General features: G+C 64.0%; 17 protein-coding genes. 7 read left to right on the plus strand and 10 right to left on the minus strand.

Annotation, left to right across the window (positions count from 1 at the left end; translation table 11 throughout):
- Complete coding sequence (locus tag ABFX19_RS03060) at window positions 1-960, minus strand: ABC transporter permease (RefSeq protein ID WP_346027407.1); 960 nt, start codon at window positions 958-960, stop codon at window positions 1-3.
- A 71-nt stretch (window positions 961-1,031) separates the two neighbouring features.
- Entirely contained in the window at window positions 1,032-2,642 is a 1,611-nt protein-coding gene (locus ABFX19_RS03065; RefSeq protein ID WP_346027408.1) for an ABC transporter substrate-binding protein, read from the minus strand.
- Between the two features lie 240 nt (window positions 2,643-2,882).
- Here ABFX19_RS03065 and ABFX19_RS03070 point away from each other — a divergent pair, with 240 nt between their 5' ends.
- The gene (locus ABFX19_RS03070) at window positions 2,883-3,611 is read left to right on the plus strand and encodes a FadR/GntR family transcriptional regulator (protein ID WP_346027409.1); all 729 of its coding nucleotides are present in this window, start codon (window positions 2,883-2,885) and stop codon (window positions 3,609-3,611) included.
- Window positions 3,612-3,687: 76 nt separating this feature from the next.
- On the opposite strand, the gene ABFX19_RS03075 is transcribed toward ABFX19_RS03070, so the two are convergent.
- The 7 genes from ABFX19_RS03075 to ABFX19_RS03105 form a co-directional block, all read right to left on the minus strand.
- Window positions 3,688-6,714, minus strand: coding sequence for an alpha-mannosidase (locus ABFX19_RS03075; RefSeq protein ID WP_346027410.1), 3,027 nt, complete (start codon window positions 6,712-6,714; stop codon window positions 3,688-3,690).
- Window positions 6,715-6,718: 4 nt separating this feature from the next.
- The gene (locus ABFX19_RS03080) at window positions 6,719-7,624 is read right to left on the minus strand and encodes a carbohydrate ABC transporter permease (protein WP_346027411.1); all 906 of its coding nucleotides are present in this window, start codon (window positions 7,622-7,624) and stop codon (window positions 6,719-6,721) included.
- Window positions 7,621-8,475: a carbohydrate ABC transporter permease gene (locus tag ABFX19_RS03085; RefSeq protein ID WP_346027412.1), complete on the minus strand. Its 855-nt coding sequence runs from the start codon at window positions 8,473-8,475 to the stop codon at window positions 7,621-7,623. The genes ABFX19_RS03080 and ABFX19_RS03085 overlap by 4 nt, the downstream gene beginning before the upstream one ends.
- 122 nt (window positions 8,476-8,597) lie before the next feature.
- On the minus strand, window positions 8,598-9,959 hold the full coding sequence (locus ABFX19_RS03090) for an extracellular solute-binding protein (protein ID WP_346027413.1): 1,362 nt from the start codon (window positions 9,957-9,959) through the stop codon (window positions 8,598-8,600).
- 175 nt (window positions 9,960-10,134) lie between these two features.
- Entirely contained in the window at window positions 10,135-10,725 is a 591-nt protein-coding gene (locus ABFX19_RS03095; RefSeq protein WP_346028030.1) for a DUF305 domain-containing protein, read from the minus strand.
- A 20-nt stretch (window positions 10,726-10,745) separates the two neighbouring features.
- Complete coding sequence (locus ABFX19_RS03100) at window positions 10,746-12,857, minus strand: heavy metal translocating P-type ATPase (protein WP_428831004.1); 2,112 nt, start codon at window positions 12,855-12,857, stop codon at window positions 10,746-10,748.
- A gap of 289 nt (window positions 12,858-13,146) precedes the next feature.
- On the minus strand, window positions 13,147-14,343 hold the full coding sequence (locus ABFX19_RS03105; protein WP_346027414.1) for an ROK family protein: 1,197 nt from the start codon (window positions 14,341-14,343) through the stop codon (window positions 13,147-13,149).
- A gap of 160 nt (window positions 14,344-14,503) precedes the next feature.
- Between ABFX19_RS03105 and ABFX19_RS03110 the strand changes: the two genes are divergently transcribed.
- Together ABFX19_RS03110 and ABFX19_RS03115 are read left to right on the plus strand one after the other, a co-directional pair.
- Window positions 14,504-16,156, plus strand: coding sequence for an ATP-binding protein (locus tag ABFX19_RS03110; protein ID WP_346027415.1), 1,653 nt, complete (start codon window positions 14,504-14,506; stop codon window positions 16,154-16,156).
- Window positions 16,157-16,168: 12 nt separating this feature from the next.
- Window positions 16,169-16,954: a response regulator gene (locus tag ABFX19_RS03115; RefSeq protein ID WP_346027416.1), complete on the plus strand. Its 786-nt coding sequence runs from the start codon at window positions 16,169-16,171 to the stop codon at window positions 16,952-16,954.
- On the opposite strand, the gene ABFX19_RS03120 is transcribed toward ABFX19_RS03115, so the two are convergent.
- Window positions 16,908-17,504 carry a hypothetical protein gene (locus ABFX19_RS03120; RefSeq protein WP_346027417.1) on the minus strand — a complete coding sequence of 199 codons (597 nt, stop codon included), beginning with the start codon at window positions 17,502-17,504 and terminating at the stop codon, window positions 16,908-16,910. The genes ABFX19_RS03115 and ABFX19_RS03120 overlap by 47 nt on opposite strands.
- Window positions 17,505-17,661: 157 nt before the next feature.
- Between ABFX19_RS03120 and ABFX19_RS03125 the strand changes: the two genes are divergently transcribed.
- The 4 genes from ABFX19_RS03125 (at window position 17,662) to ABFX19_RS03140 (ending at window position 20,934) form a co-directional block, all read left to right on the plus strand.
- A complete protein-coding gene (locus ABFX19_RS03125) occupies window positions 17,662-18,324 on the plus strand; it encodes a GntR family transcriptional regulator (protein ID WP_346027418.1) in 663 nt (220 codons plus the stop codon).
- Window positions 18,325-18,546: 222 nt separating this feature from the next.
- Window positions 18,547-19,275, plus strand: a complete 729-nt coding sequence (locus ABFX19_RS03130) for an SDR family NAD(P)-dependent oxidoreductase (protein WP_346027419.1) — start codon at window positions 18,547-18,549, stop codon at window positions 19,273-19,275.
- Window positions 19,268-19,861, plus strand: a complete 594-nt coding sequence (locus ABFX19_RS03135) for a carboxymuconolactone decarboxylase family protein (protein ID WP_277357454.1) — start codon at window positions 19,268-19,270, stop codon at window positions 19,859-19,861. Before ABFX19_RS03130 ends, ABFX19_RS03135 begins: the two co-directional genes overlap by 8 nt.
- 62 nt (window positions 19,862-19,923) lie before the next feature.
- Window positions 19,924-20,934 carry a TAXI family TRAP transporter solute-binding subunit gene (locus ABFX19_RS03140; RefSeq protein WP_346027420.1) on the plus strand — a complete coding sequence of 337 codons (1,011 nt, stop codon included), beginning with the start codon at window positions 19,924-19,926 and terminating at the stop codon, window positions 20,932-20,934.
- Window positions 20,935-20,944: the final 10 nt, after the last annotated feature.

A 20,944-nucleotide genomic window follows, 5' to 3' on the forward strand; every position in this document is an offset into this window, starting at 1 on the left:
TTATACCGTCCGGATTCGCGGGTTGATGAGCAGGTATAGGACGTCAACCAAAATGTTGACGATCACAAAGACGACGGCGATTGTCAGCACCGCGCCCTGCACAAGGTTGGTGTCGGAGGTGGTCAGGCCGGTGACGATCAGATCGCCCATCCCGTTGAGGCTGAAGATCTTTTCAATCACGACGGCGCCGCCCAGCAGGTAGCCCACGCGCAGACCCAGCACGGTCACCGGGGTGACCAGCGCGTTGCGCAGGACATTGCGCGCCACGACGGTGCGGTAGGGCACGCCGTTGCCGATCGCGGTGCGCACATAATCCCGGTCCAGTTCCTCCACCATCGAGGTGCGGACCACGCGGATCAGCGACGCGGAGACGGGAATGCCGAGTGCAAGCGCCGGCAGCGCCATGGCGTAGAGCCAGCCGACGAAGCCGTACTGGTCAGCCCACGCAAGCCCGCCCGTTGGGAAGATTGATCCTTCCGGCAGAGCGAACCACTGGATCAGCAGGATCGCAAGCCAGAACGACGGCGTTGCTATCGCTGCAATGGAAAAGATGCGAATGACCTGGTCCGGCCACTTGTCCCGGTACAGGGCTCCGAGAACGCCGAGGACAAGCGAGAGGACGACGGCGAGGAGCACTCCCAGGAGCGTCAGCTGAAGGGTGACGGGGAAGGCAGCAGCAATCTTGGTTGCCACCGACTCTTCCGGCGGGTTGGTGACGCCGAAGTCCAGCCGCAGGATGCCGGCCAGGTAGCGGAAAAACTGGACGATGAGGGGGTCGTTAAGTCCGCGTTCTTCCCGCCAGGCGAACTTCATCTCTTCGGTCGCCTCGGGTCCGAGGACTGCGGTTGCGCGGTCCGCCGGCACCACCGACAAGACGACAAACACCATGACGGTAACGCCCAGCAGCATGAAGGGCAGGGCTGCCAGCCTTCGCCCCAGGAGGCGGATTAACGTGGTCACTTAGAGAACTCCAAACCTTTCGCAGGAGACGGCGGGACTGCCCGGATGGGGCAGTCCCACCGTCGCGCGGACTAGCTGCGGCCGACTCCAAGGAAGGAGAGACCCGTGGTCGGAAGAGGCTCGAAATCGACCAGCGCTTCACTGTCCCACGCAGTGGGCAGCTGGCGGTGGAAGATCGGATACAGCGGTGCTTCTTCAGCGACGATGTCGATGATTTCTCCGTGAATAGCCTTCGCGTCCTCCGCGGCGAGCTGGGCCGCTTCATCCAACTTGGCCTGGATCTCCTTGTACTCAGCTGTCTCGTGCCAGGCGGCGCGGTTCTTCATCCAGGCGTCGCCGCGGTAGAACCAGCTCAGGAGGATGTCGCCGTCGTTCCCGAAGACGGAGGGGTCACCGGGTGCGCAGAGTATATCGAAGTTTCCACCGTTCACCTTCTCCGGTGAGTACACGGCCGCGGACTGCAGAATCTCCAGCGTAGTGTTCACGCCGATGGCGTCCCAGGCTTCCTTGATCAGCGGCACAACCTTCGTTACCCAGCCGGTGTCGGTCGAGGTCAGCGTGACGGACAGATTCTCCACACCTGCATCCTGCAGCAACGACTTGGCTTTCCCGGCGTCGAAGTTGTAGATCGTGGAGGCTTCCTTATAGGACGGGTGGCCTTCCTGGAAGTAAGAGGTCGCAGGGGTTGCGTTCCCCAGAAGGGCTTTGGAGATGATGTCTTCGGTGTCGAGCGCATAGTGCAGTGCCTGCCGGACCCGCTTGTCGCCGAACGGCTCCTTGGCCGTATTGAACAGCAGGAAAAGGAGCCCGAATGACTGAACGGATTCAACCTCGACCTTGCTCTTCAGCTGGTCGACGTCGAGGTAGGGAACGTCTTCGATGGCCTGGGTGCGGGACGGGATAGAGGCTACGCGGGCGGCTGGGTCAGCGATGAGCAGCCAGGTCATGTCCTCGACGCGGGCTGGGTACTTGCCGTTGTAGTCGGCGAACTTCTTGAAGACAATCTTGTCTTCCTTGACTGCGGACACCAGGCTGAACGGACCGGTGCCGATGGGCGCGAGGTCGAAGCCTTCCGGATCCGCTTCGACAGCGGCCTTGGGCACAATCTTGACGACCGAGATACGGGGGCCGAAGCCGGGGAATGCATACTTCAGTTTGAACTCGACGGTCTTTTCATCGACAGCGGTCACCGTGTCAATGAACGGAATGAATCCTGCGTACAGCGACGCGTTCTCCGGGTCGAGGACACGCTCGAAGGAGAAGACTACGTCCTCCGCCGTCACCGGCTCCCCGTTGTGGAAGGTGGCGCCATCGCGGAGGGTCACGCGGTACGTGGTGTCATCAACCATCTCCGGGTCCGCTGCGGCAAGTGCCAGGTAGGGCTCCCGGGTAGCCGGGTGGAGTTCCACCAGGCCCTCGAAGACGTGCAGGTTTGCCGCGAGCGGCGTTGCACCTGTGGCCAGCATGGGGTCGAACCCGGTGGACAGCTGGTAGGAGATACCGGCTTCGATGGACCCTGCTGCAGCCTCGCCTCCTTCTGCCGGAGCCGGGCTGCCGCCGGGGCTGCAGGCCGAGATCGAACCGGCAAACGCGGCTGCGGCACCCATGACGCCGGCCAGTTTCAGGAAGTTGCGGCGGCTGGAATCCTTCAGCAGCCCCGGGGTTTCAAAAGTGTTGCTCATCTATGTGCCTCACCATTTCAAGATTGGTTATCGGATGTAGGATGTCCGATGCTATGCCGAGAACTGTAAGACGCATCACATGCCTTGGTCAAGTTCGAATAATGTGAGTAGAAGTGGGACTGTGCAAAGAGGTGGGACATCCGATAACCTAACCGCGGATGAACTCCACTGACGGGCCGTGTACGGCGATGGTCGTTCCGGGGTCTTGACCACCGCCGCCCGCTGACTCTAGGAGAAATTATGAGCGTCGATCTTCCGCAACGCCAAGCGCGCTTCAGCGCGCAGGCCCGGCTCCGTGCACTACAGGCCGAGATCATGGACCTGATTCTTGAGCGTGAATTGGAGTCCGGCGATCCCCTCCCCACCGAAAGTGAGCTGTCTGCCGAGCTCGGGATCGGACGCAACACGCTGCGGGAGTCCCTCAAAGTGCTCCAGGCGCTGGGCGTCGTCGAAATCCGCCACGGTTTCGGCATGTTCGTGGCCCCCAGCAATTTCGATGCCCTGACGGACGGACTGACGTTCCGCGGCCGTCTCTCCCTCCGGCACGAGGGCAAGGAAGCCATCCAACTCGTCGACGTGCGGCAGGCGCTGGAATCGGGGCTGATCGGTGACGCAATGGATGTGATGACTCCGGACCATCGACAAGCCATCGAACAGACTGTGCAGCGGATGGAAGCTGCAGCACAGCGAGGCGAAGGTTTCGCTGATATTGACGAGGAATTCCACCGTCAACTGTTCGAACCGCTCAGCAACGAACTTCTCTCCAACCTCATGTCGGTCTTCTGGAAGGTCTACCGGAAGATCCATGCCGAGGTGGGCGGCGATACGGCCAACCTGATGGAAACCGCCGCCATCCACCGGGATATCTTCTCCGCCGTGCAGTCGGGCGACAAAGCGCTGGCATCTGAACGGTTGAAGCGCCACTTCGATGGCATCCGGGACCAGTTGGCGAAGCTCACCGCGCACTGAACGCCACGGGGCGGTGAAGCGCAGCGGCGCTGAACGTCACCGGGCGCAGAAGCGCAGCGTCACCCGCGTTGGAACTTCACACCCGCCGAAACCGCAGCGTCACCAACTGGAAGGGTCGCAGCGAGAGAGCAACACCGCCGTCGTCGGTGGTTTGGACGCAGTCCGCCGAAACCGGCCGCTCCAACAGGTCCGTGGCAATCACGGAGGAATACTCAAAGCCGGCCGAAAGCACCACCGAAGCCCGCCCTCCGAACGCCTCATACAGCCGCACCACAACATCACCGCTCCGGTCCTCGGCCAGCTTCACTGCCTCCACCACCACTGCTGGGTTGGAGACCGTCAGGACCGGCTCAACAGTTGAAGACCCCACGCCGGCCACCGTACGCACCGGCAGATTCAACCGATAGCCCTCCGCAACCGCCTCAGCGATTCCGGACGACGGCCGCAGCGAAAACTCGAAGGTATGCGCTCCCTGGTCAGCCTGCGGGTCCGGAAACAGCGGCCCCCGCAACAGCGACGCACGAAGCAGCGTGTGGGGAACACCGGACGGCGACTCCGCCCGGGTGACGTCATAGCCGTACGTCGAATCATTCGCCAGCGACACCCCAAACTCGGGTTCCCCCACGTGGACCCAGCGGTGCGCCACCGTCTCAAACCGCGCAGCATCCCAGGACGTGTTCGTGGCCGTCGGTCGCTGGATATGCCCGAACTGGATCTCCGACGCCGCACGATCAGCCAGCACATCCACCGGGAACGCGAGTTTGAGGAGCTTTTGCTGCTCATGCCAGTCAACCTCGATCGACAGGTTCACCGCGGTGCCGTCAGCACTCAACGAAATCCGCTGAACCAGCCGCGACTTCCCGAACACCCGCTCCACCCGCAACACGGAACCGACCGCATCAACGGACGCCGCCTCGGTCAGCTCGGTGACATTGAACTTGTAATGCTCATCGATATCCCAGGCGTCCCACTGATTCGGCGTATCCCGGAACAGCTGGAACACGTTGGCGCTCGTGCCCGCGGGGATGACTTCCCGCCCGCCGGACGCACTCAAGCCGTCAACCACCAAGGAGGTGAACAACCCGTTCTCATCAACCGTCAGCCGCAGGGATTCGCTTTCCAACACCCACGAGGACCCCTCGCGTGCCGGTTCATAAACAGCCGACGACGACGGCGCTGCACCTCCCAGCGCAGGCACACCCTCCACGCGATAGGGGCCAGCATTCAGCGCGGCTGTCGCTGATCCGTCGCCCAGCAGCGCCTCCAACGCCGCGGCAATCAGCGACTCCAGCGAAGCCGTGACCGCCGCATAGTTCCGCTCGGCCTCCTCATGGACCCAGGCAATCGAGGATCCCGGCAGGATGTCGTGGAACTGTTGCAACAGCACCGTATGCCAGGCGGTTTCCAGCTCGTCGTAGGGATACGCAAAACCTGAACGGACCGCGGCAAGCGTGCACCACAGCTCAGCCTCACGCAGCAGGTGTTCACAGCGACGGTTGCCTCGCTTGGTCCGCGCCTGCGAGGTGTACGTGCCGCGGTGGAACTCAAGGTACAGCTCACCGGACCATACCGGTGCATCCGGATACTCGGCGGCTGCCTCCGAGAAGAACCGTGCAGGAGAAGACAGAGTCACAGTCGGCGACCCCTCGAGGGAAGCGGCGCGGGCAGCAGCGGCGAGCATCTCCCGGGTGGGTCCGCCACCGCCGTCGCCCCAGCCGAACGGGACCAGCGAGGTGTTGGCGGCGCCCTTCTCCCGGTAGTTCCGCTGGGCGCGGGCAAGATCGGGTCCGCTGAGATCCGAGTTGTAGGTGTCCACCGGCGGGAAGTGCGTGAAGACCCTCGTGCCGTCAATGCCCTCCCAGTTGAAGGACGAATGCGGGAACAGGTTCGTCTCGTTCCACGAGATCTTCTGGGTGAGGAAGTACTCCGACCCCGCCGCACGGACAATCTGCGGCAGTGCAGCCGAGTACCCGAAGGAATCCGGCAACCACACCTCCAGCGGCTCCACGCCGAAGTTCTCGAGGAAGAAGCGCTTACCGGCAACAAACTGCCGCGCAAGCGCCTCGCCGCCCGGCATATTGGTATCCGACTCCACCCACATGCCGCCGGCCGGCGCGAACTGCCCGGACCGGACCTTCTCCGCGACCCGCTCGAACAGTTCCGGATAGGACGATTTGAGCCACGCGTACTGCTGCGCCGACGAAGCAGCAAACACAAAGTCCGGATTGCGGTCCATCAGCTCAAGCACGTTGGAGAACGTCCGCGCCACCTTGCGCACTGTCTCCCGGACCGGCCAGAGCCAGGCGCTGTCGATATGCGCATGGCCCACAGCGTGCAACCGGTGAGCGCTCGCGTGCGCCGGCGCAGCCAGAACCGCAGCAAGACAGGCGCGGCCCGTCGATGCTGTCCCGGAGATATCCGTTGGGTCGACGGCGTTGACCGCCTTCTCCAGTGCGCGCAGGATTTCGTGCCGGCGCGGCAGGTCAACCGCCAGCTCATGCATGAGTCCGTTCAGCGTCCAGACATCCTGGCCCAGCTCCCATGCCTCGCGGTCGAACAGCGCCACCTCCGCCCGGCGGAACGTGTATAGCGGATCCGAACCTGCGGTGGACAGCGACCCCAACGGCGTGGGCTGGTAAGTGAACCCGTCAATGACGTTGGGGTTGGACGCCGCCTCAACATAGAACTCGACGGCGGTGCCCGGCGCCGCGTCCAGCGGAACCCACATGTTCAGCGGCTCCAGTGCCTTGATCACCCGGCCGTCCGGCGCGTACACCAGCCCCTCGGCCTGAAAGCCCGGCATGATCGTCGAGAATCCGAGGTCAATCACGGCCTCAAGCTGGTGCCCGGAAGAGACAGACCACTCCTCCGGCACGGTCGCGGTGAAGCGGAACCAGGTGGTTCCCCACGGTCGCCCCCACATGGAGCCCACAACGAACGGCTCGAACTGCTCGGCGACGACGGAAGAGAACGGCACCGGTTCCCCCGCCGCCTGCCAGGCGGAAATCTCGAGCGGCACGGAGACCGGCCAGACCGCAGGGGTCAGCCGCTCGGCAAGGAATCGGGCGATTCGCGCCTCGACGAGAAGTCGATTGTCATGCATGAAGCTAACCTTTCAGGGCGCCGGACATGGCAAAGGAGCCACCGAACACACGCGAAACGAGGATGTACAGGACAATCACGGGCAGTGCATAGAGGATCGAGAATGCGGCCAGCTGCCCGTACGCGACCGTCCCGAACTGCCCGAAGAACCGGAAAATACTTACCGCTGCGGGCTGGTTTTCCTGCGAGAACAGCAGGATGAACGGCACAAAAAAGTTCCCCCACGCCTGAATGAACACGAAGATGAACACGACGCCGAGTCCCGGCCGCATCAGCGGCACCACAATGTGCCACAGCGCTTTCATGGCGGACGCGCCATCTACCCACGCCGCTTCCTCGAGTGACACCGGCACTGAATCCATGAAGTTCTTGGTCATCCAGATGGCCATCGGCAGGGACGTCGCGGCGAGGAAAAACGTGGTCGCGGCGAGTGAATCCAGCAGGTTCAGCTGCACAAACAGGCTGTACACCGGAACCATGATCGCCGTAATCGGCAGGCAGGTGCCAAACAGCACGGTGTAGAGGAACGGTCGGTTGAACCGGGTGTTGAAGCGGGACAGCGGGTAGGCGGCCAACACTGCGGCAATCACGGTCAGCGCCGCCGATCCACCGGACAGGATGAAGCTGTTCCACAGCGGCACAAAGGTCTGTTCCGGCGTCAGGATGGCGGTGAAGTTGGCCAGAGAGAACGACGCCGGCAGGGCAGTCTCGTACGTCGCTTCAGCATCGAAGGACGCCAGCACCAGCCAGCTCAGCGGTACCACGAAACACAGGGCGATCACGGCCAGGACAACACTGGCGCTCCAGCTGGGCGCCCCGCGGCGCAGGCTGCGGGCACCCTGGCGGACGCTGCGGGACCGCTGCGAATCCGGGGGCGCCGCCGTCGTCGTACTGGAAACCGGCCCGCTCATGAGGGTTTCCTCTCGCGCAGCAGGCGGATGTACGCGAGGGAGAACGCGGCGCCGATGATCAGCATGACCACCGCGATCGCCGTGCCGTAGCCGATGTCGCTGTAGCGGAAGGCTTCCTCGTACGCCATGATCGGCAGGGTGGTGCTCCGGTTGGTGGGCCCGCCGGCGGTCATCACGTAGATCAGCGTGAACACGGCGAGGGTCTGCAGCGTAATCAGCATCAGGTTGGTGGCGATGCTGCGCCGGATCATCGGCACCGTGACGAAGACCAGCGACTTGGCGCCGCTCGCGCCGTCGATCTCCGCGGCCTCCGTAATCTCCTTCGGCACGTCATTGAGCGCCGCCTGGTAGACCATCATCGAGAACGCCGTCCCCCGCCAGATGTTGGCGAGAATAATGGCGAGCATCGGATGCTCAAAGAGCCAGTCCACCGCCGGCAAGCTCGCAAAGCCGGTGATTTGATTCAGCGTCCCGTCCCGGAAAAAGAACGCGTACGCAACAAAAGCTGCCACAATTTCCGGCAGTACCCACGCTGCCACCACACATACGCCGACGACGGCGGCAACCGCCTTATGTGCCCGCTGCATCAGCAGCGCCAGGCCAAGTCCGAGGAAGTTCTGCCCGATAACAGCCGACACCAGCACAAAGACAACGGTGAGCAGCAGTGACTGCGGAAAGAGCGGATCAGCGAAGAGGGTGGTGTAGTTCTCCAGGCCGATCCACTCGGGGTTCTTCGCGTTGGGGCCGGTCAGGGCGGCGTTGGTGAAGGACCCGTAGAAGGACCAGATGATCGGTCCGGCCAGGAAGATCCCAATAAGGATGATCGCCGGGGCCAGGGGTATGAGCTTCAACGCCGACGCCAGGGAGCGGGAGGCCCGTCCGTTACGCTCCCGCTCCTGGCTGTTGTTCCCGCTGCCGCCGCGGCGCGCGGCGCCGGAGGACGAACCGCGGGAAGTGACCGTGGAGGAGATGGCTACTCCTCGACGACGTTCTCTTCGCCGACAATCGCCGTCAAGGCCTCGTCGTACGTTGCAGCCGCTTCCTCGGGAGTGGCTCCGCCGGTGATGACGGCTTCGGTGGCTTCCTGCACTGCCGTCGAAATCTCGGCATAGTTGGAGGTTGCAGGCCGGTAGTTCGTAACATCAAGCACCGCCGAGACATCCGCCACGAACGGGTTCGCGTCAAGGTACTCGGGCGCTTCGGCGATATCCGTACGCACAGCAATCTGCGAGCTGTCCACCGTGTACTGCAGCAGGTTTTCCTGGCTCATGGCGGTGGTGAGGAACTCGAACGCCAGGTCCGGATTCTCCGCACCCGCACCGATGGCCAGGGTCCAACCGCCGGACATGCTCGTGGCTCCGGGCTCCTGGCCGTTCTGGGTGGGGAACGGCGCAACGCCCATCACGTCCGCGTACTCCGGCCACTCGAACATGCCGCCTTCCTGCCAGAACGACGGCGCATAGGAACCTTCCACTGTGGCTGCCATCTGGTTTTCCGGCAGCATGGTGCCGAGGACTACCTGCCACACGTTGGGATCGAGGGCCTCGGCCGGGGTAACGGCGTATTCCTCGTCATAGAGAGTCTTCAGGAACGCCAGCGAATCGACGAAGCCCTGGGATCCGGCAATCCACTTCGACGACTCGTCATCATAGAGACCGCCGCTTTCAGTGCCGTAGAGCAGCTCGTAGAAGCTCTGCATGACGGTGCCCTCACCGGTGCCCGTTCCCGCGTACATGCTGAACGGCCGTGAATCAGGCTGCGCTTCCTTGACGGTACGTGCCATTTCGAGGAGGTCATCCCATGATTCGGGCTGCCAGGGAACCTCGATCCCGGCGTCCTGGAGCACCTGCTTGTTGTACCAGATGACCCGGGTGTCGGTGCCAAGCGGCACCGCGTAGGTGCCGCCGTCGTCCGCCTTTCCTGCTTCCTTTGCGCGCTCATTGAAGGCGTCCCACTCATCCCAACCGGCAAGGTGTTCGTCGAGATTGAGCAGATACCCGGCCTCGACATCGGAGCGGAGACGGAAGGTGTCCTCATAGAAGACGTCGGGAGCGGTATCCGGCGAGCGCTGCGAGAGCGCAAGGCGGGTGTTGTAGTCCTCATCAGTGCCCTCGACCGGCTCAAGTTCCACGGTGACGCCCTCATTGGCGGCCTCGAACTGTTCCTTGGTGGTCTGCATGAGGGTGTCCAGCGGAGAGGCCTCGCCGGCCTTCTGGTAGATGATCCGCAGGGTGTTGTCCGTGGCCTCCTCCTCTCCGCCGCCGCCTGCGCAGCCGCTGAGGACGAGGAGCGCGGCAACCGCCGCTGCTGGGAGGGTTCGAGAGGCGCCGCGCATGGTTTCTCCTTTGAAACTTAGGCATCGGGAGACTTCCGATACCGGAAATAGTACATCGAGTGGATTTATCCCACAATCCCCCCGTTGAATGAGCAGGACACGCCCCTCATGGCCAACCATTCAGGGCGTGTCCTGCCGAATCAACGGTGGTGGAAACCAGCCTAGAGCCTGCCGCCTACAGTTCCGCGAGCAACTCCTTCATCTCCTCGATTTCCGCCTCCTGCGTTTCGACGATGTCTTCGGCGAGCGCAATGGCCTCAGGGTTCTCGCCGTTCTCGATTTCCTCCTGTGCCATGTCCACGGCTCCGTTGTGGTGAGCGGTCATGGACTCGAGGAACATGCGCGCTGCCTCCTCGCCCTCGGCGGCCTCAAGCTCGCCCATCTGGTCCTCGCTCAGCATGCCGTCCATGCCGTCCTCGCCGTCAGCAGATTCCATGTGGTGGCCCTCAACCGGCTCTCCCCAGGCATCGAGCCAGCCTGTCATCGTCTCGATCTCGGGCGCCTGGGCGTCCTTGACCTGGGTGGCCAGCTCGGTGATCTCGGGGCTGAGGCCGTCCTTGGCGAGAACGACGTCACTCATCTGAACCGCCTGCTCATGGTGGGGAATCATCATCTGCGCGAACATGACGTCGGCGTCGTTATGCTCCCCGGACACCTCACTGCCGGATGAGCCGGCTGCCGATTCACCCGGATCGGCAGCCCCACAGCCGGCAAGCATGACGACGGCGGCAACACCGAGCGCTGAAAGGGATAGGTAACGCTTCATGATGGTCTGATCCTTCTGATTCATTGGGTGATGCGGTCTGGGTTGAGGTCGATCCTGCGCAGCAGCTGCGCATTCAGCGCAACCACAATGGTGGAGACGCTCATCAGCACGGCCCCGGCGGCGGGCGAGAGCACGATGCCCGCAAAGGCGAGCACTCCCGCAGCCAGCGGAACGGCGAGGACGTTGTAGCCGGTGGCCCAGACGAGGTTCTGAATCATTTTCCGGTAGCTGGCCCGGGACAGGTCGATCATCGCCAGCACCGACCGCGGATCATTTCCCGCCAGCACGACGCCGGCAGATTCCATTGCGACGTCGGTGCCCGCACCGATCGCAATCCCCACTTCCGAGCGGGCCAGCGCAGGAGCGTCATTCACGCCGTCGCCGACCATGGCCACCTTGAGCCCGCGTGACTGCAGCTCGGCTACCTTGGAGTCTTTATCCTGCGGCAGCACGTCAGCGAAGACCTCATCGATGCCCAACTCGGCACCGACGGCCTCAGCCACCTGGCGCGCGTCTCCGGTGATCATTGCAACCTTGACTCCGCGATCCTGCAGCGCCTTCACGGCCGCCCGGGACTCATCCCGTACCCGATCCTCAAGCCGGAGCGCACCAATGATGGCACTGTCCCGGACCACGTGCAGCACCGAAGCGCCGCGGCCCATCCATTCGGAGACGGCGCCGCTCAGGTCCGGCGGCGTATCGAGGGAGAGTTCCCGGAGCAGGTTGGGGCCGCCGACAGCAATCTGGGAACCGTTGACTTCCGCCTGCACTCCCCGTCCCGTCATTGACGAGAACCCGGCGCCGCGGAAACCGAAGGCTACGGCGTCAGGATTGTCCGCCGCCGCCTGCACAATGGCACGGGCCACCGGGTGCTCGCTGTCGGATTCGGCAGCGCCTGCCAGGGCCAGCAGTTCGGCCTCTGCAACACCGCCGGTGGCGGCGGCAGCGGTCACAGCGTGACGGCCTTCAGTGAGCGTGCCCGTCTTGTCGAACAGCACGACGTCGATGGTCCGCATCCGCTCCAGCGCCATCCGGTTCTTGATCAGTACACCGCTCTTGGCCGCGCGCTCCGTGGAGATGGCAATGACCAGCGGAATCGCCAGGCCGAGGGCGTGCGGGCAGGCGATCACCAGCACGGTCACGGTCCGGATCACCGCGTCATTCGGGCTGCCGAGCAGCAGCCAGGCGATGAAGGTGAGGATGCCCGCGGTCAGCGCGAAGTAGAACAGCAGCGCCGCCGCACGGTCCGCGAGTGCCTGCGCCTTGGAGGAGGACGCCTGCGCCTCTGCGACCAGGCGCTGGATCCCGGCCAGCGTGGTGTCCGAGCCGACGGCGGTGACCCGCACCCGCACGGCGTTGTCCGTTGCGACCGTGCCGGCAACCACCGTCTCGCCGACGGCGCGGGAGACCGTGCGCGACTCGCCGGTGATCATCGACTCATCGAACTCGGCGGCGCCGTCGACAATGTCGCCGTCGGCCGGAACGCGGGCACCGGAGCGGACCAGGACTATATCGCCGTTAGCGAGCGAGCTGACCGGCACAGTCTCGATACCGGTGTCGGTCACTTTGTCCGCCTCATCCGGCAGGAGTGCTGCCAGAGCGTCGAGGGCGCCGGCGGCTGAGCCGAGGGCACGCATTTCCATCCAGTGCCCCAGCAGCATGATCACCACCAGCAGAGCGAGTTCCCACCAGAAATCGAGGTTGAAGTTACCGATCCCAAGCGTGGTGATCCAGGACGCGATGAAGGCAACGCTGATGGCCATGGCAATCAGCAGCATCATGCCGGGCTGACGGGACTTCAGCTCGGAAATGCCGCCCTTGAGGAACGGTGCGCCGCCGTAAAAGAAGATGACCGTGCCCAGGATCGGCGAAATCCATAGGGCGCCAGGGAAGTCAGGGAGCGTGTAGCCGACGATCTCGGCGAACATGTGGCTGAACAGGACAACGGGAACGGCCAGGATCAGGCTGATCCAGAACCGGTTCTTGAACATAGCGGTGGAGTGCCCGGCATGCTGGCCATGCGTATGCACTTCGGAATCGGCGTGGGAGGAATGTGTGGAATGCGTGGGGTCCCCGGGCATTTCGTGGTCCGCGACCTGCGAGTCTGCGTGACCTGAAGTCTGGTGTTTCATGATGATTCCCTTCGGCCCTCGAGAAAAGCCTTCCGAGGGACCTGGAAAGTCAGGCGTTGATGGAGGAATGTTTGGCCTGCCGCTGCTCATGAACCGAACGTGGCGACGGCCGCATCGAATGACCTTCAAGGAGTATGCGGCCCGGTGAGCGGGCTCGGACTTCCTGACTCCGGTACCAGTAAACTATACCCCCAGGGGGTATCTGTCAACCCCGGAAGTTTTGCGCACCTACGGCGACTTCCACGGCATGCAAAGTCGCCGGAGCTGCGCAAAAGATCAGGGGGGGGAACTAGCGCGCCAGCATCAACCGCTCAGCGCGCGGACCCAGCGTCCGCTCAAGCATGAGGCAGGCGGCTCCGACGGCCGCAACGTCGTCGCCGATCCCGGTGGAAACCACCTCCACCGGATGGATACTCCGCGCAGCCCGGAAGTCCAATAACGACGACGGCACCACCTCCAGGTACCGGTTCGCCAACGGCGCCCAGAACGGCCCGCCGAAGACCACGCGGTCGACGTCGAGCACGTTGGCGAGGACCGACACAGCGCGGGCCGTGCGCACGGCAGCAGTGGTGATGATGTCACAGGCGATCCTGTCCCCCGCCTCCGCCGCTGCGCACAACCGCACGAGCCCGTCAGCCACATCACCGCTACGGTGCCGCTCGGTGCTCAGCACGCCGGCGCGCTCGGCTTCGCGCACGAGCGACTGCGGATCACATGTCACCGCAATGCATCCGCGCATCCCGCAGGCGCACTCGGGGCCGTTGGGGTCCGTCACGATGTGCCCGATCTCCCCGGCATTGCCCGAGGTTCCGCGCAGCACCTCACCGTCCACCACTATGCCGCTGCCGATACCCGTGCCGATATAGACGAAGACGAAGCTCTGCGTGCTCCCGTGGCCGCCGCCCCAGATCTCCGCAACCGCTGCCGCCGTCACATCCTTCTCGACGAAGACCGGCATCTCGGTGGCCTCCGCGAGCGCATCCCGCAGCGGAACACGGTGCCAGCCCATCAGGAGGGGAGGGTCGACGACGGCGCCCGCCGGCTGATCGATCGGCCCCGGAGGTGCCACCCCGATTCCTTCGATGCGGGTCTGGTCCACGGATGACTCGGCGAGCAGGGCGCGTACCTCACCGGCAATCGCGTCGATGATCTGGCCCGGCTCGGTGCCAAGCGGCGTATCCCGAACCCGGCGGTGCAGCACCACTCCCATCAGGTCCATCAGCACCACCGTCATCAGCGCAGGGTCCAGGTGCACGCCGACCGCGTACCGGCCGGAGGGATTGATGCGCAGGATGGTCCGCGGCTTACCCGGTCCGCTGCCGGATTTGCCGGCCTCCACGATCAGTTCCTCGGAGAGCAGGCGCCGGGTGATGTTGGAGACGGCCTGCGGGGACAGGCCGATCAGGTCCACCAGTTCAACCCTGCTGAGGCCCTCACTGGACCGGCGGACGGCATCGAGAATGACACTCTGGTTGAAGTCCCCCATGCGGGGAAGATTGGTGCCACGGCGCACGATCAGGCCTTTCGTCAGGGCGGCTGATGCACGATCCTACCGTTCCCGGTCAGCGGGACAACCGGCACATCGCTAGACTCGGCAGAACCTGCTGTACCAACGGTCTGCAATTTTGAACACAAGGGGACGAGTCTTGCGCGCAACCAGCGAGATCACTACTGCCGGGGGCACTGCCCTGGTGGTTGACTCGGACATCGACCTGCTCAACCAGATTGCCGGCGGCCTGCGCAGCGCCGGTTTCACCGTAGCCGCGCACAGCACGGTCAGCCCGGCCATCGATGCGGCGCGGGAGCTCACGGCTGATGTCGCCGTCGTCGGTGCGGACATTGCACTGGAGTATCTGGCGACCATCGCCAAGGAAGCCGACCACCTGCTGCCGCGGAATATCCCGGTGGTGCTGACAGCGAAGTCGGCCGAGCAGGTGACGTCCCATCCCGAGCTGGCGATGCGCTCCAGCGATTACCTGCTGCTGCCGATTGCCTCCGAGGAGCTGCTGCACCGGGTCAATACCGCGATCCACCGTAACCGGCTTCGCGAAGAACGGCGGAATGAATCGGCGTTCCTGCGGGACCGGGTGCGGCGCATCTCCGACGACATCCGCCAGACCAACGAACCAGCGGACATGGTTGAACTGGCGCTGCAGGGAATCGGAGAAGCACTCGGTGCGGAGGACGTGACCCTTCATACCTTTGACGACGCCCGGGTTTCCTACGGTGGTGCCCGCTGGCAGCGCGGTGTCGGAAGCGCTCAACCGAATGACGTCAGTGAATTACTGGATGAACTGTGGGTGCTCGGGACTGAGCTGTGGCGTACCTCGGGTTCCCTCGCAGTGATCGCCGGGCAGCTCACTGAGGTTCCGGAGACGATGCCGCGGATTCACGCTCGGATGGAGGGCTTCGACAGCAGCGGCCTGCTGCTGCCGATCGGAGAGGGCGCTACGCCGTTCGGCGTCGTGTGGATCGTCGCTGACCGCGGTGCGCGCAAGTGGTCGGGCGCCGAGATCGCCCTGCTGCAACACCTGCTCGGAAACCTTGCCCACGGGATGATCCAGGGCCAGCTGATCGTCGGCCAGCAGCAGGTGGTGGACAGGCTGCGCGAACTCGATGCGGCCAAGAACGGTTTCGTGGCTACGGTGCACCACGAGCTGCGAACTCCTCTCTCCTCGATCCTCGGGTACGTTGAGCTGCTGCAGGACGGCGACGGCGGTGATCTGCCCGCGCCGGCGGGGAAGATGCTGGAAATCATTGAACGCAACGGTCAGCGCCTGAGCAGCCTTGTGGAGAACGTCCTTGCTCTGTCAGTGCTCGACGCCGGTACGGAGCTCGGCGACGCGTCGATTGACCTGGTTCATCTGCTTGAGACGGTCACCGCCGACCTGCTGCCGCTCGCTACCAGAAAGAACGTCTCGATTCAGGTCCTGCCTACTGATCAGGCGCTGTATGTGAGTGGCATGTGGGCGCTGCTGGAGCGCGCTTTTGTGAATGTGCTGTCCAACGCCGTGAAATTCAGTCCCGACGGCGGGAAGGTCACCGTGAGCCTCGCAACCGAGAACGGGGCAGTGCAGGTGACGGTCGAAGACGCAGGCATGGGTATTCCAGCAGACGAGCTCCCCCAGCTGCTGACCCGCTTCTACCGCGCGACCAACTCGGTGGCCGCAGAGATTCCCGGTACTGGGCTGGGCCTGTCGATAGCTGCCGAAGCGGTGGAACGGCACGGCGGATCGCTGGTCATCCAGTCCGAGCTGGGCGAAGGAACCACGGTGGTCATCGAGTTGCCGCGATCATGAAAGGTTCATCCCATGGGTACTGACTCCTTCGAACGCACGGCCGTGGTGGTGGAGGATGATCCCGACATCCGCGAGCTCCTGGTGCTCACGCTTTCGATGGTGGGGTTCAACATCATCGAAACTGCGAGTGGAAGAGAAGCACTCGCCCTGGTGCGGGAACATAAACCGGACCTGGTGACCCTGGACCTGAACCTGCCGGATCTTGACGGCATGGAGGTCTGCCGCCAGCTGCGGCCGGAGACCGATGCCTACATTGTGATGATTACGGCCCGCGTCGAAGAAATTGAGCGGGTATTGGGCCTGGAGATCGGGGCAGACGACTTCATTATCAAGCCGTTCAGTCCGCGCGAGGTGCGGGCGAGGGTTGCGGCGATGTTCCGCCGTCCGCGGTCCTTCGTTGACGGCGGGTCGGGGTCACGGGAGGCTGTGTCACGGGACGCGGTGTCACGGGACGCGGCTGGAACTGAAGCCGCAGCGGGCAGCGCAGTTGACGGCGTCGTCGTTCATGGAAGTCTCTCGGTCGATGTTGAGGGAAGGGTGGCTCGGCTTGGGGGTGAGGAGCTGCCGCTGACCAAGATTGAGTTCGATCTGCTCGCAACGCTCATCACCGGATCCCGCCGGGTGTGGACCCGGGAGACCCTGCTTGAGCGTGTGTGGGGTGAGGGGTGGACGGACGATCATCACCTCGTAGAAGTGCACATCCGGAACCTCCGGAAGAAGCTCGGCGAGGACACCCGCGAGCCCCGGTTCATCAAGACTGTTCGGGGCGTGGGCTACCGAATGATCCCGGTGGAGTAGCACCTGGTGCGGGTGGCGCGTCCTCCGCACCTGACAGCAACATGAGGAACCGCTCGGCTTCACCCGCGAGTGCCGGCAGGCAGCTCATTTCGCGGCCGCCGCGGAAGTCGGACAAGCACCGGTCCGCGACGTACTGCAGTCTCGGTGCTCCGACCATGGTGGCGCCAACGTTGAGGCTCAGGAGCGTACCCTCGGCGTCTTCGAGGTTCTTGGAGCTCTTTGACCGAAGATCCGCCTCAAGGTCCCGGATGCGCTTGGGCAGGAGCCGGGCAAAGTTGTCCCGGTAGCGGAGGGCATCGGCGAGGGTCGCCAGTTCCTCACCCAGTTGTGTGATGACTTCGGGACGGTGCACCGGCAGGTTTGCGGGAACACAGTTCTCAAGTGCTTCAGTCGATGCCGCCCCGGTCTGTGTGGGCACGGCGGATACTGCCGAGGTTCGTTTGTTCTTCAGCCAGGCCACCGCAGCACTTGCTCCCAACCCGTCAAAGAAGTCGACCTCCGGGCCGGCGAACGGTCCGGTCCGGAGGAGTCTGCCTCCACTGTGACCCATCCAGATCAAGCCACTATGCCCTTTTGGCCGAAGCTTTCCTCAAGAATGGTCAGATCCAGAGCAATCCGGACCTGCTGCTGTGTTGAACTAGAGTCGTCAGGAATGCGGCGACGTGAAGCTGTAGTGAAGTCAGCGGGAGCAGAGGGAGGACGCGTAGATGGCCGGCACATTGCCCAAGCGGCCCCCCACCGCGCAGGCCTTCGCCCTCGCCGAGCTGCGCCGCATGATCATCGCCGGTGAAGTCCAGCCCGGCGAGCCGCTGCGGCAGGATGCCCTCGCCGAACGGCTTGGCGTCAGCAGGGTTCCGCTGCGCGAGGCGTTCAAGATCCTCGAGGGCGAGGGGCAGATCGTTTACGAACCACACCGCGGGTTCAAGGTTGCCCGGCTCTCCCTCGCGGACCTCCTTGAGACGTACCGCATCCGGCAGCTCCTTGAGACTGAAGCTGCGTACGCCGCAGTGAAGCGCGCCGACGGCTCGGTGCTGCAGGCGATGAAAGACGCGGCGCGCGAAGTCGAGGCAGCCAGCGCTGCAGCGGACATCCTGCCGATGACCGAAGCCAACCGCCGGTTTCACTTTGTGCTGCTTTCCGCCTCAGGGATGCCGCGGCTCGACCGGCTCATCCAGGTCCTCTGGGACGCCACTGATACCTACCGGTTTGTCTACTACGGCGTTCCGACCAACCGCCACCTCGTCGAGGAAGAGCACAACCTCATCATCGATGCTTTCGCTGACCGGGATGCCGACCGGCTGGTCAAACACCTGGATGATCACCGCGACCACGCCGTCAACGCGCTCCGGAAGTTCCTCGACGCAAAGTAAGAATCCGGGCCGGATACGCGAGTGTTCGTGGGCCAAAACGGCCCCGGCTCAGTAACATGTCACACTCTCGTAACACTCCTCCGAACCCCTCCCGCAACGAAGTTACCTCTGATAACTTCTCCTGTGTGACCGGGGTTACATTCCGTCCCGTTTTTGTATACAATCTCCAATAGCGCTTATTTCGATGACACCAACAACGACGACGCAAAGGGATCGCATTTCGTGGAGAACTGGCTAGGACTCACCGATCGGCGCGTGCTGATTGCAGGAGCCGGCGGCATTGGTGAAGCCTGCGCGGCTGCCTTCACCGAGGCTGGCGCCCGCGTGGTCGTCGCCGATATTGACGAGTCACGCCTGACGGCCCACGAGAACGGCCTCACCGCAGAGTTCTCCACCGCCGAAGGCTGCGAGAACGCTGTACAGGCAACGGTCGAAGTACTCGGCGGCATCGACATCCTCCTCCACGCGGTCGGCATGAACCAGCGGGTCCCGGTCCTCGACACTGCGGACGAGGACTGGCAGCGCACCCTCGACATCAACCTCTCGAGCGCCTTCCGCCTCGGCAAATCCGCGGGCAAGCACATGGTCAGCGCAGGCTGGGGCCGCCAGATCTACTGCTCTTCAGTCTCGGGCCTCCTCGCCCATCCCGATCACGCCTCTTATGCGGCCAGCAAGGGCGGCATCAATCAGATGATGCGCGTCATGGCCCGCGAATGGGCCTCCAGCGGCGTGACCGTGAACGCCATAGCGCCCGGATACACCGAAACCGATCTCACCCGCACCCACCTGGACAAGCCGGGCGTCCGCGAACACTACACCTCGCTGGTTCCCGCCGGGCGGCTCGGCAGTGTCGATGACCTCACCGGCCCCGTGCTCTTCCTCGCCTCCGAGCAGGCCTCCTTTGTCACCGGGCATGTCCTCTACGTGGACGGAGGGCGGACCCTTGTCTAACCACTTCCCCCTCCTGAAGCCCGCGGACCTGTCACCGGACCAGCAGGACCTCTACGAGAAGATCACTGCCGGCCCGCGCGCCAACGGTCCGTTCCGGATCATGCACGACGACGGCACCCTCGCCGGCCCGTTCAACGCCCTCCTCTTCGCACCGGCAATCGGCAACGCGGTCCAGGAACTCGGCGCCGCGCTTCGATTCGGCGGCGAACTCCCCGACCGCACCCGGGAACTGGTGATCTGCGCTGTCGCGGCAGCCCTCAATTCCGAGTACGAGTGGTACGCGCACAGCCGGGCGGCCGTCGTCGTCGGCGTTTCAGCGGAGGAACTGAGCCAACTGCAAGCAGGCAGCGTCCCGGCGAGCGTCTCCGACAGCGAGGCTGCCGCCCTCGAGCTCACCCGCGAACTGGTGACGGAAGCCGGAGTGAATGAAACCATCCGCGCCACCGCACAGAAGCACTTCGGGCACAGCGGGCTCACCGAAATTTCAGTCCTCGTAGGGTACTACCGCACCCTCGCCGGACTGCTTGCCGTGGCTGACGTCCCAGCCCCGGCTGACACCGCTCCAGAGGAGGGGCACCAGCAGTGAAGATCACACCCATGAAAATCAACACCGCACCAAAAACCCAACACATATCAAGGGAGATATCCATGACCAGCACCTCGAACAAGGTCCGCGGATCGCGCATCGCTGCCGCCGCACTCCTTGCACCGGCACTGTTCCTGAGCGCCTGCGGAAGCCCGGCACCCAGCGGAGGAGGTGACGGCGGCGGCGCGGACAGCGGCGAAGGCGGCACCCTGTCCATCGCAACCGGCGGCACCGGCGGCGTCTACTACCCGCTGGGCGGCGGTTTCGCGACCGTCATCCGCGAGAACGTTGAGGGCTACGACGCCACGGTCCAGGAGACCAACGCGTCGGTAGACAACATCCTGCTGCTCGAAAGCGGGGCCGCTGACCTTGCCCTTGCCGTGGGTGACGTCGTTGCGGATGCCGTTGAAGGCGTCAATGACTTCGAGGGCAAGGCCCAGGAGATCTGCTCGCTCGGCAACGTCTACAACAACTTCCTGCAGCCCGTCACGGTTGAGGGCACCGGAATCCAGAGTGTCGAGGACATGAAGGGCAAGGTCGTCTCCGTGGGAGCACCGGGTTCGGCTACCGAGGTTGCCGCAATCCGTACCCTGGAGGCAGCCGGACTGGATCCCGAAGCTGACATCGACCGCCGCCAGCTCGGGGTTGCCGAAACAGTGGCAGCCCTGCGTGACGGCACCATCGACGCCGGTTTCTGGTCAGGCGGCCTGCCCACCGGTGCGCTGATCGACCTCGCGGCCGACGGCGACATGGTGATCGTGCCCATCGGAGAGTACGCAGCTCCGATGGCCGAGGAATACGGCGAGTACTACGTCGAGCAGGAAATCCCCGCCGAAACCTACGAGGGACAGACCGAGCCGATCTCCGTGATCGCCTCGCCGAACATCCTTGTTGCTCCGTCCAGCATGGATGAGCAGCTCCAGGAGGACATCACCACCGCCCTCTTCGAAAACAAGGACCAGCTCATCCAGGTGCACCCCGCCGCGGAAGAGATGGACGCCGCCACCGCCGGTGACGTGCCCTTCGTCGAGACCTGCCCAGGCGCCCAGGCGTACTACGACCAGGCCGGCTGAGGCTGACCGG

The sequence above is a fragment of the Arthrobacter parietis genome, from assembly GCF_039530425.1.
Lineage (GTDB): Bacteria > Actinomycetota > Actinomycetes > Actinomycetales > Micrococcaceae > Arthrobacter_D > Arthrobacter_D parietis.

Excerpts from the sequence above, each read along its gene's own strand:
- ABFX19_RS03065 (WP_346027408.1), bottom strand. The coding sequence starts at position 2,642 with ATGAGCAACACTTTTGAAACCCCGGGGCTGCTGAAGGATTCCAGCCGC.
- ABFX19_RS03070 (WP_346027409.1), top strand. The coding sequence starts at position 2,883 with ATGAGCGTCGATCTTCCGCAACGCCAAGCGCGCTTCAGCGCGCAGGCC.
- ABFX19_RS03075 (WP_346027410.1), bottom strand. The coding sequence starts at position 6,714 with ATGCATGACAATCGACTTCTCGTCGAGGCGCGAATCGCCCGATTCCTT.
- ABFX19_RS03080 (WP_346027411.1), bottom strand. The coding sequence starts at position 7,624 with ATGAGCGGGCCGGTTTCCAGTACGACGACGGCGGCGCCCCCGGATTCG.
- ABFX19_RS03090 (WP_346027413.1), bottom strand. The coding sequence starts at position 9,959 with ATGCGCGGCGCCTCTCGAACCCTCCCAGCAGCGGCGGTTGCCGCGCTC.
- ABFX19_RS03095 (WP_346028030.1), bottom strand. The coding sequence starts at position 10,725 with ATGAAGCGTTACCTATCCCTTTCAGCGCTCGGTGTTGCCGCCGTCGTC.
- ABFX19_RS03100 (WP_428831004.1), bottom strand. The coding sequence starts at position 12,857 with ATGAAACACCAGACTTCAGGTCACGCAGACTCGCAGGTCGCGGACCAC.
- ABFX19_RS03105 (WP_346027414.1), bottom strand. The coding sequence starts at position 14,343 with ATGGGGGACTTCAACCAGAGTGTCATTCTCGATGCCGTCCGCCGGTCC.
- ABFX19_RS03115 (WP_346027416.1), top strand. The coding sequence starts at position 16,169 with ATGGGTACTGACTCCTTCGAACGCACGGCCGTGGTGGTGGAGGATGAT.
- ABFX19_RS03120 (WP_346027417.1), bottom strand. The coding sequence starts at position 17,504 with ATGGGTCACAGTGGAGGCAGACTCCTCCGGACCGGACCGTTCGCCGGC.
- ABFX19_RS03125 (WP_346027418.1), top strand. The coding sequence starts at position 17,662 with ATGGCCGGCACATTGCCCAAGCGGCCCCCCACCGCGCAGGCCTTCGCC.
- ABFX19_RS03140 (WP_346027420.1), top strand. The coding sequence starts at position 19,924 with ATGACCAGCACCTCGAACAAGGTCCGCGGATCGCGCATCGCTGCCGCC.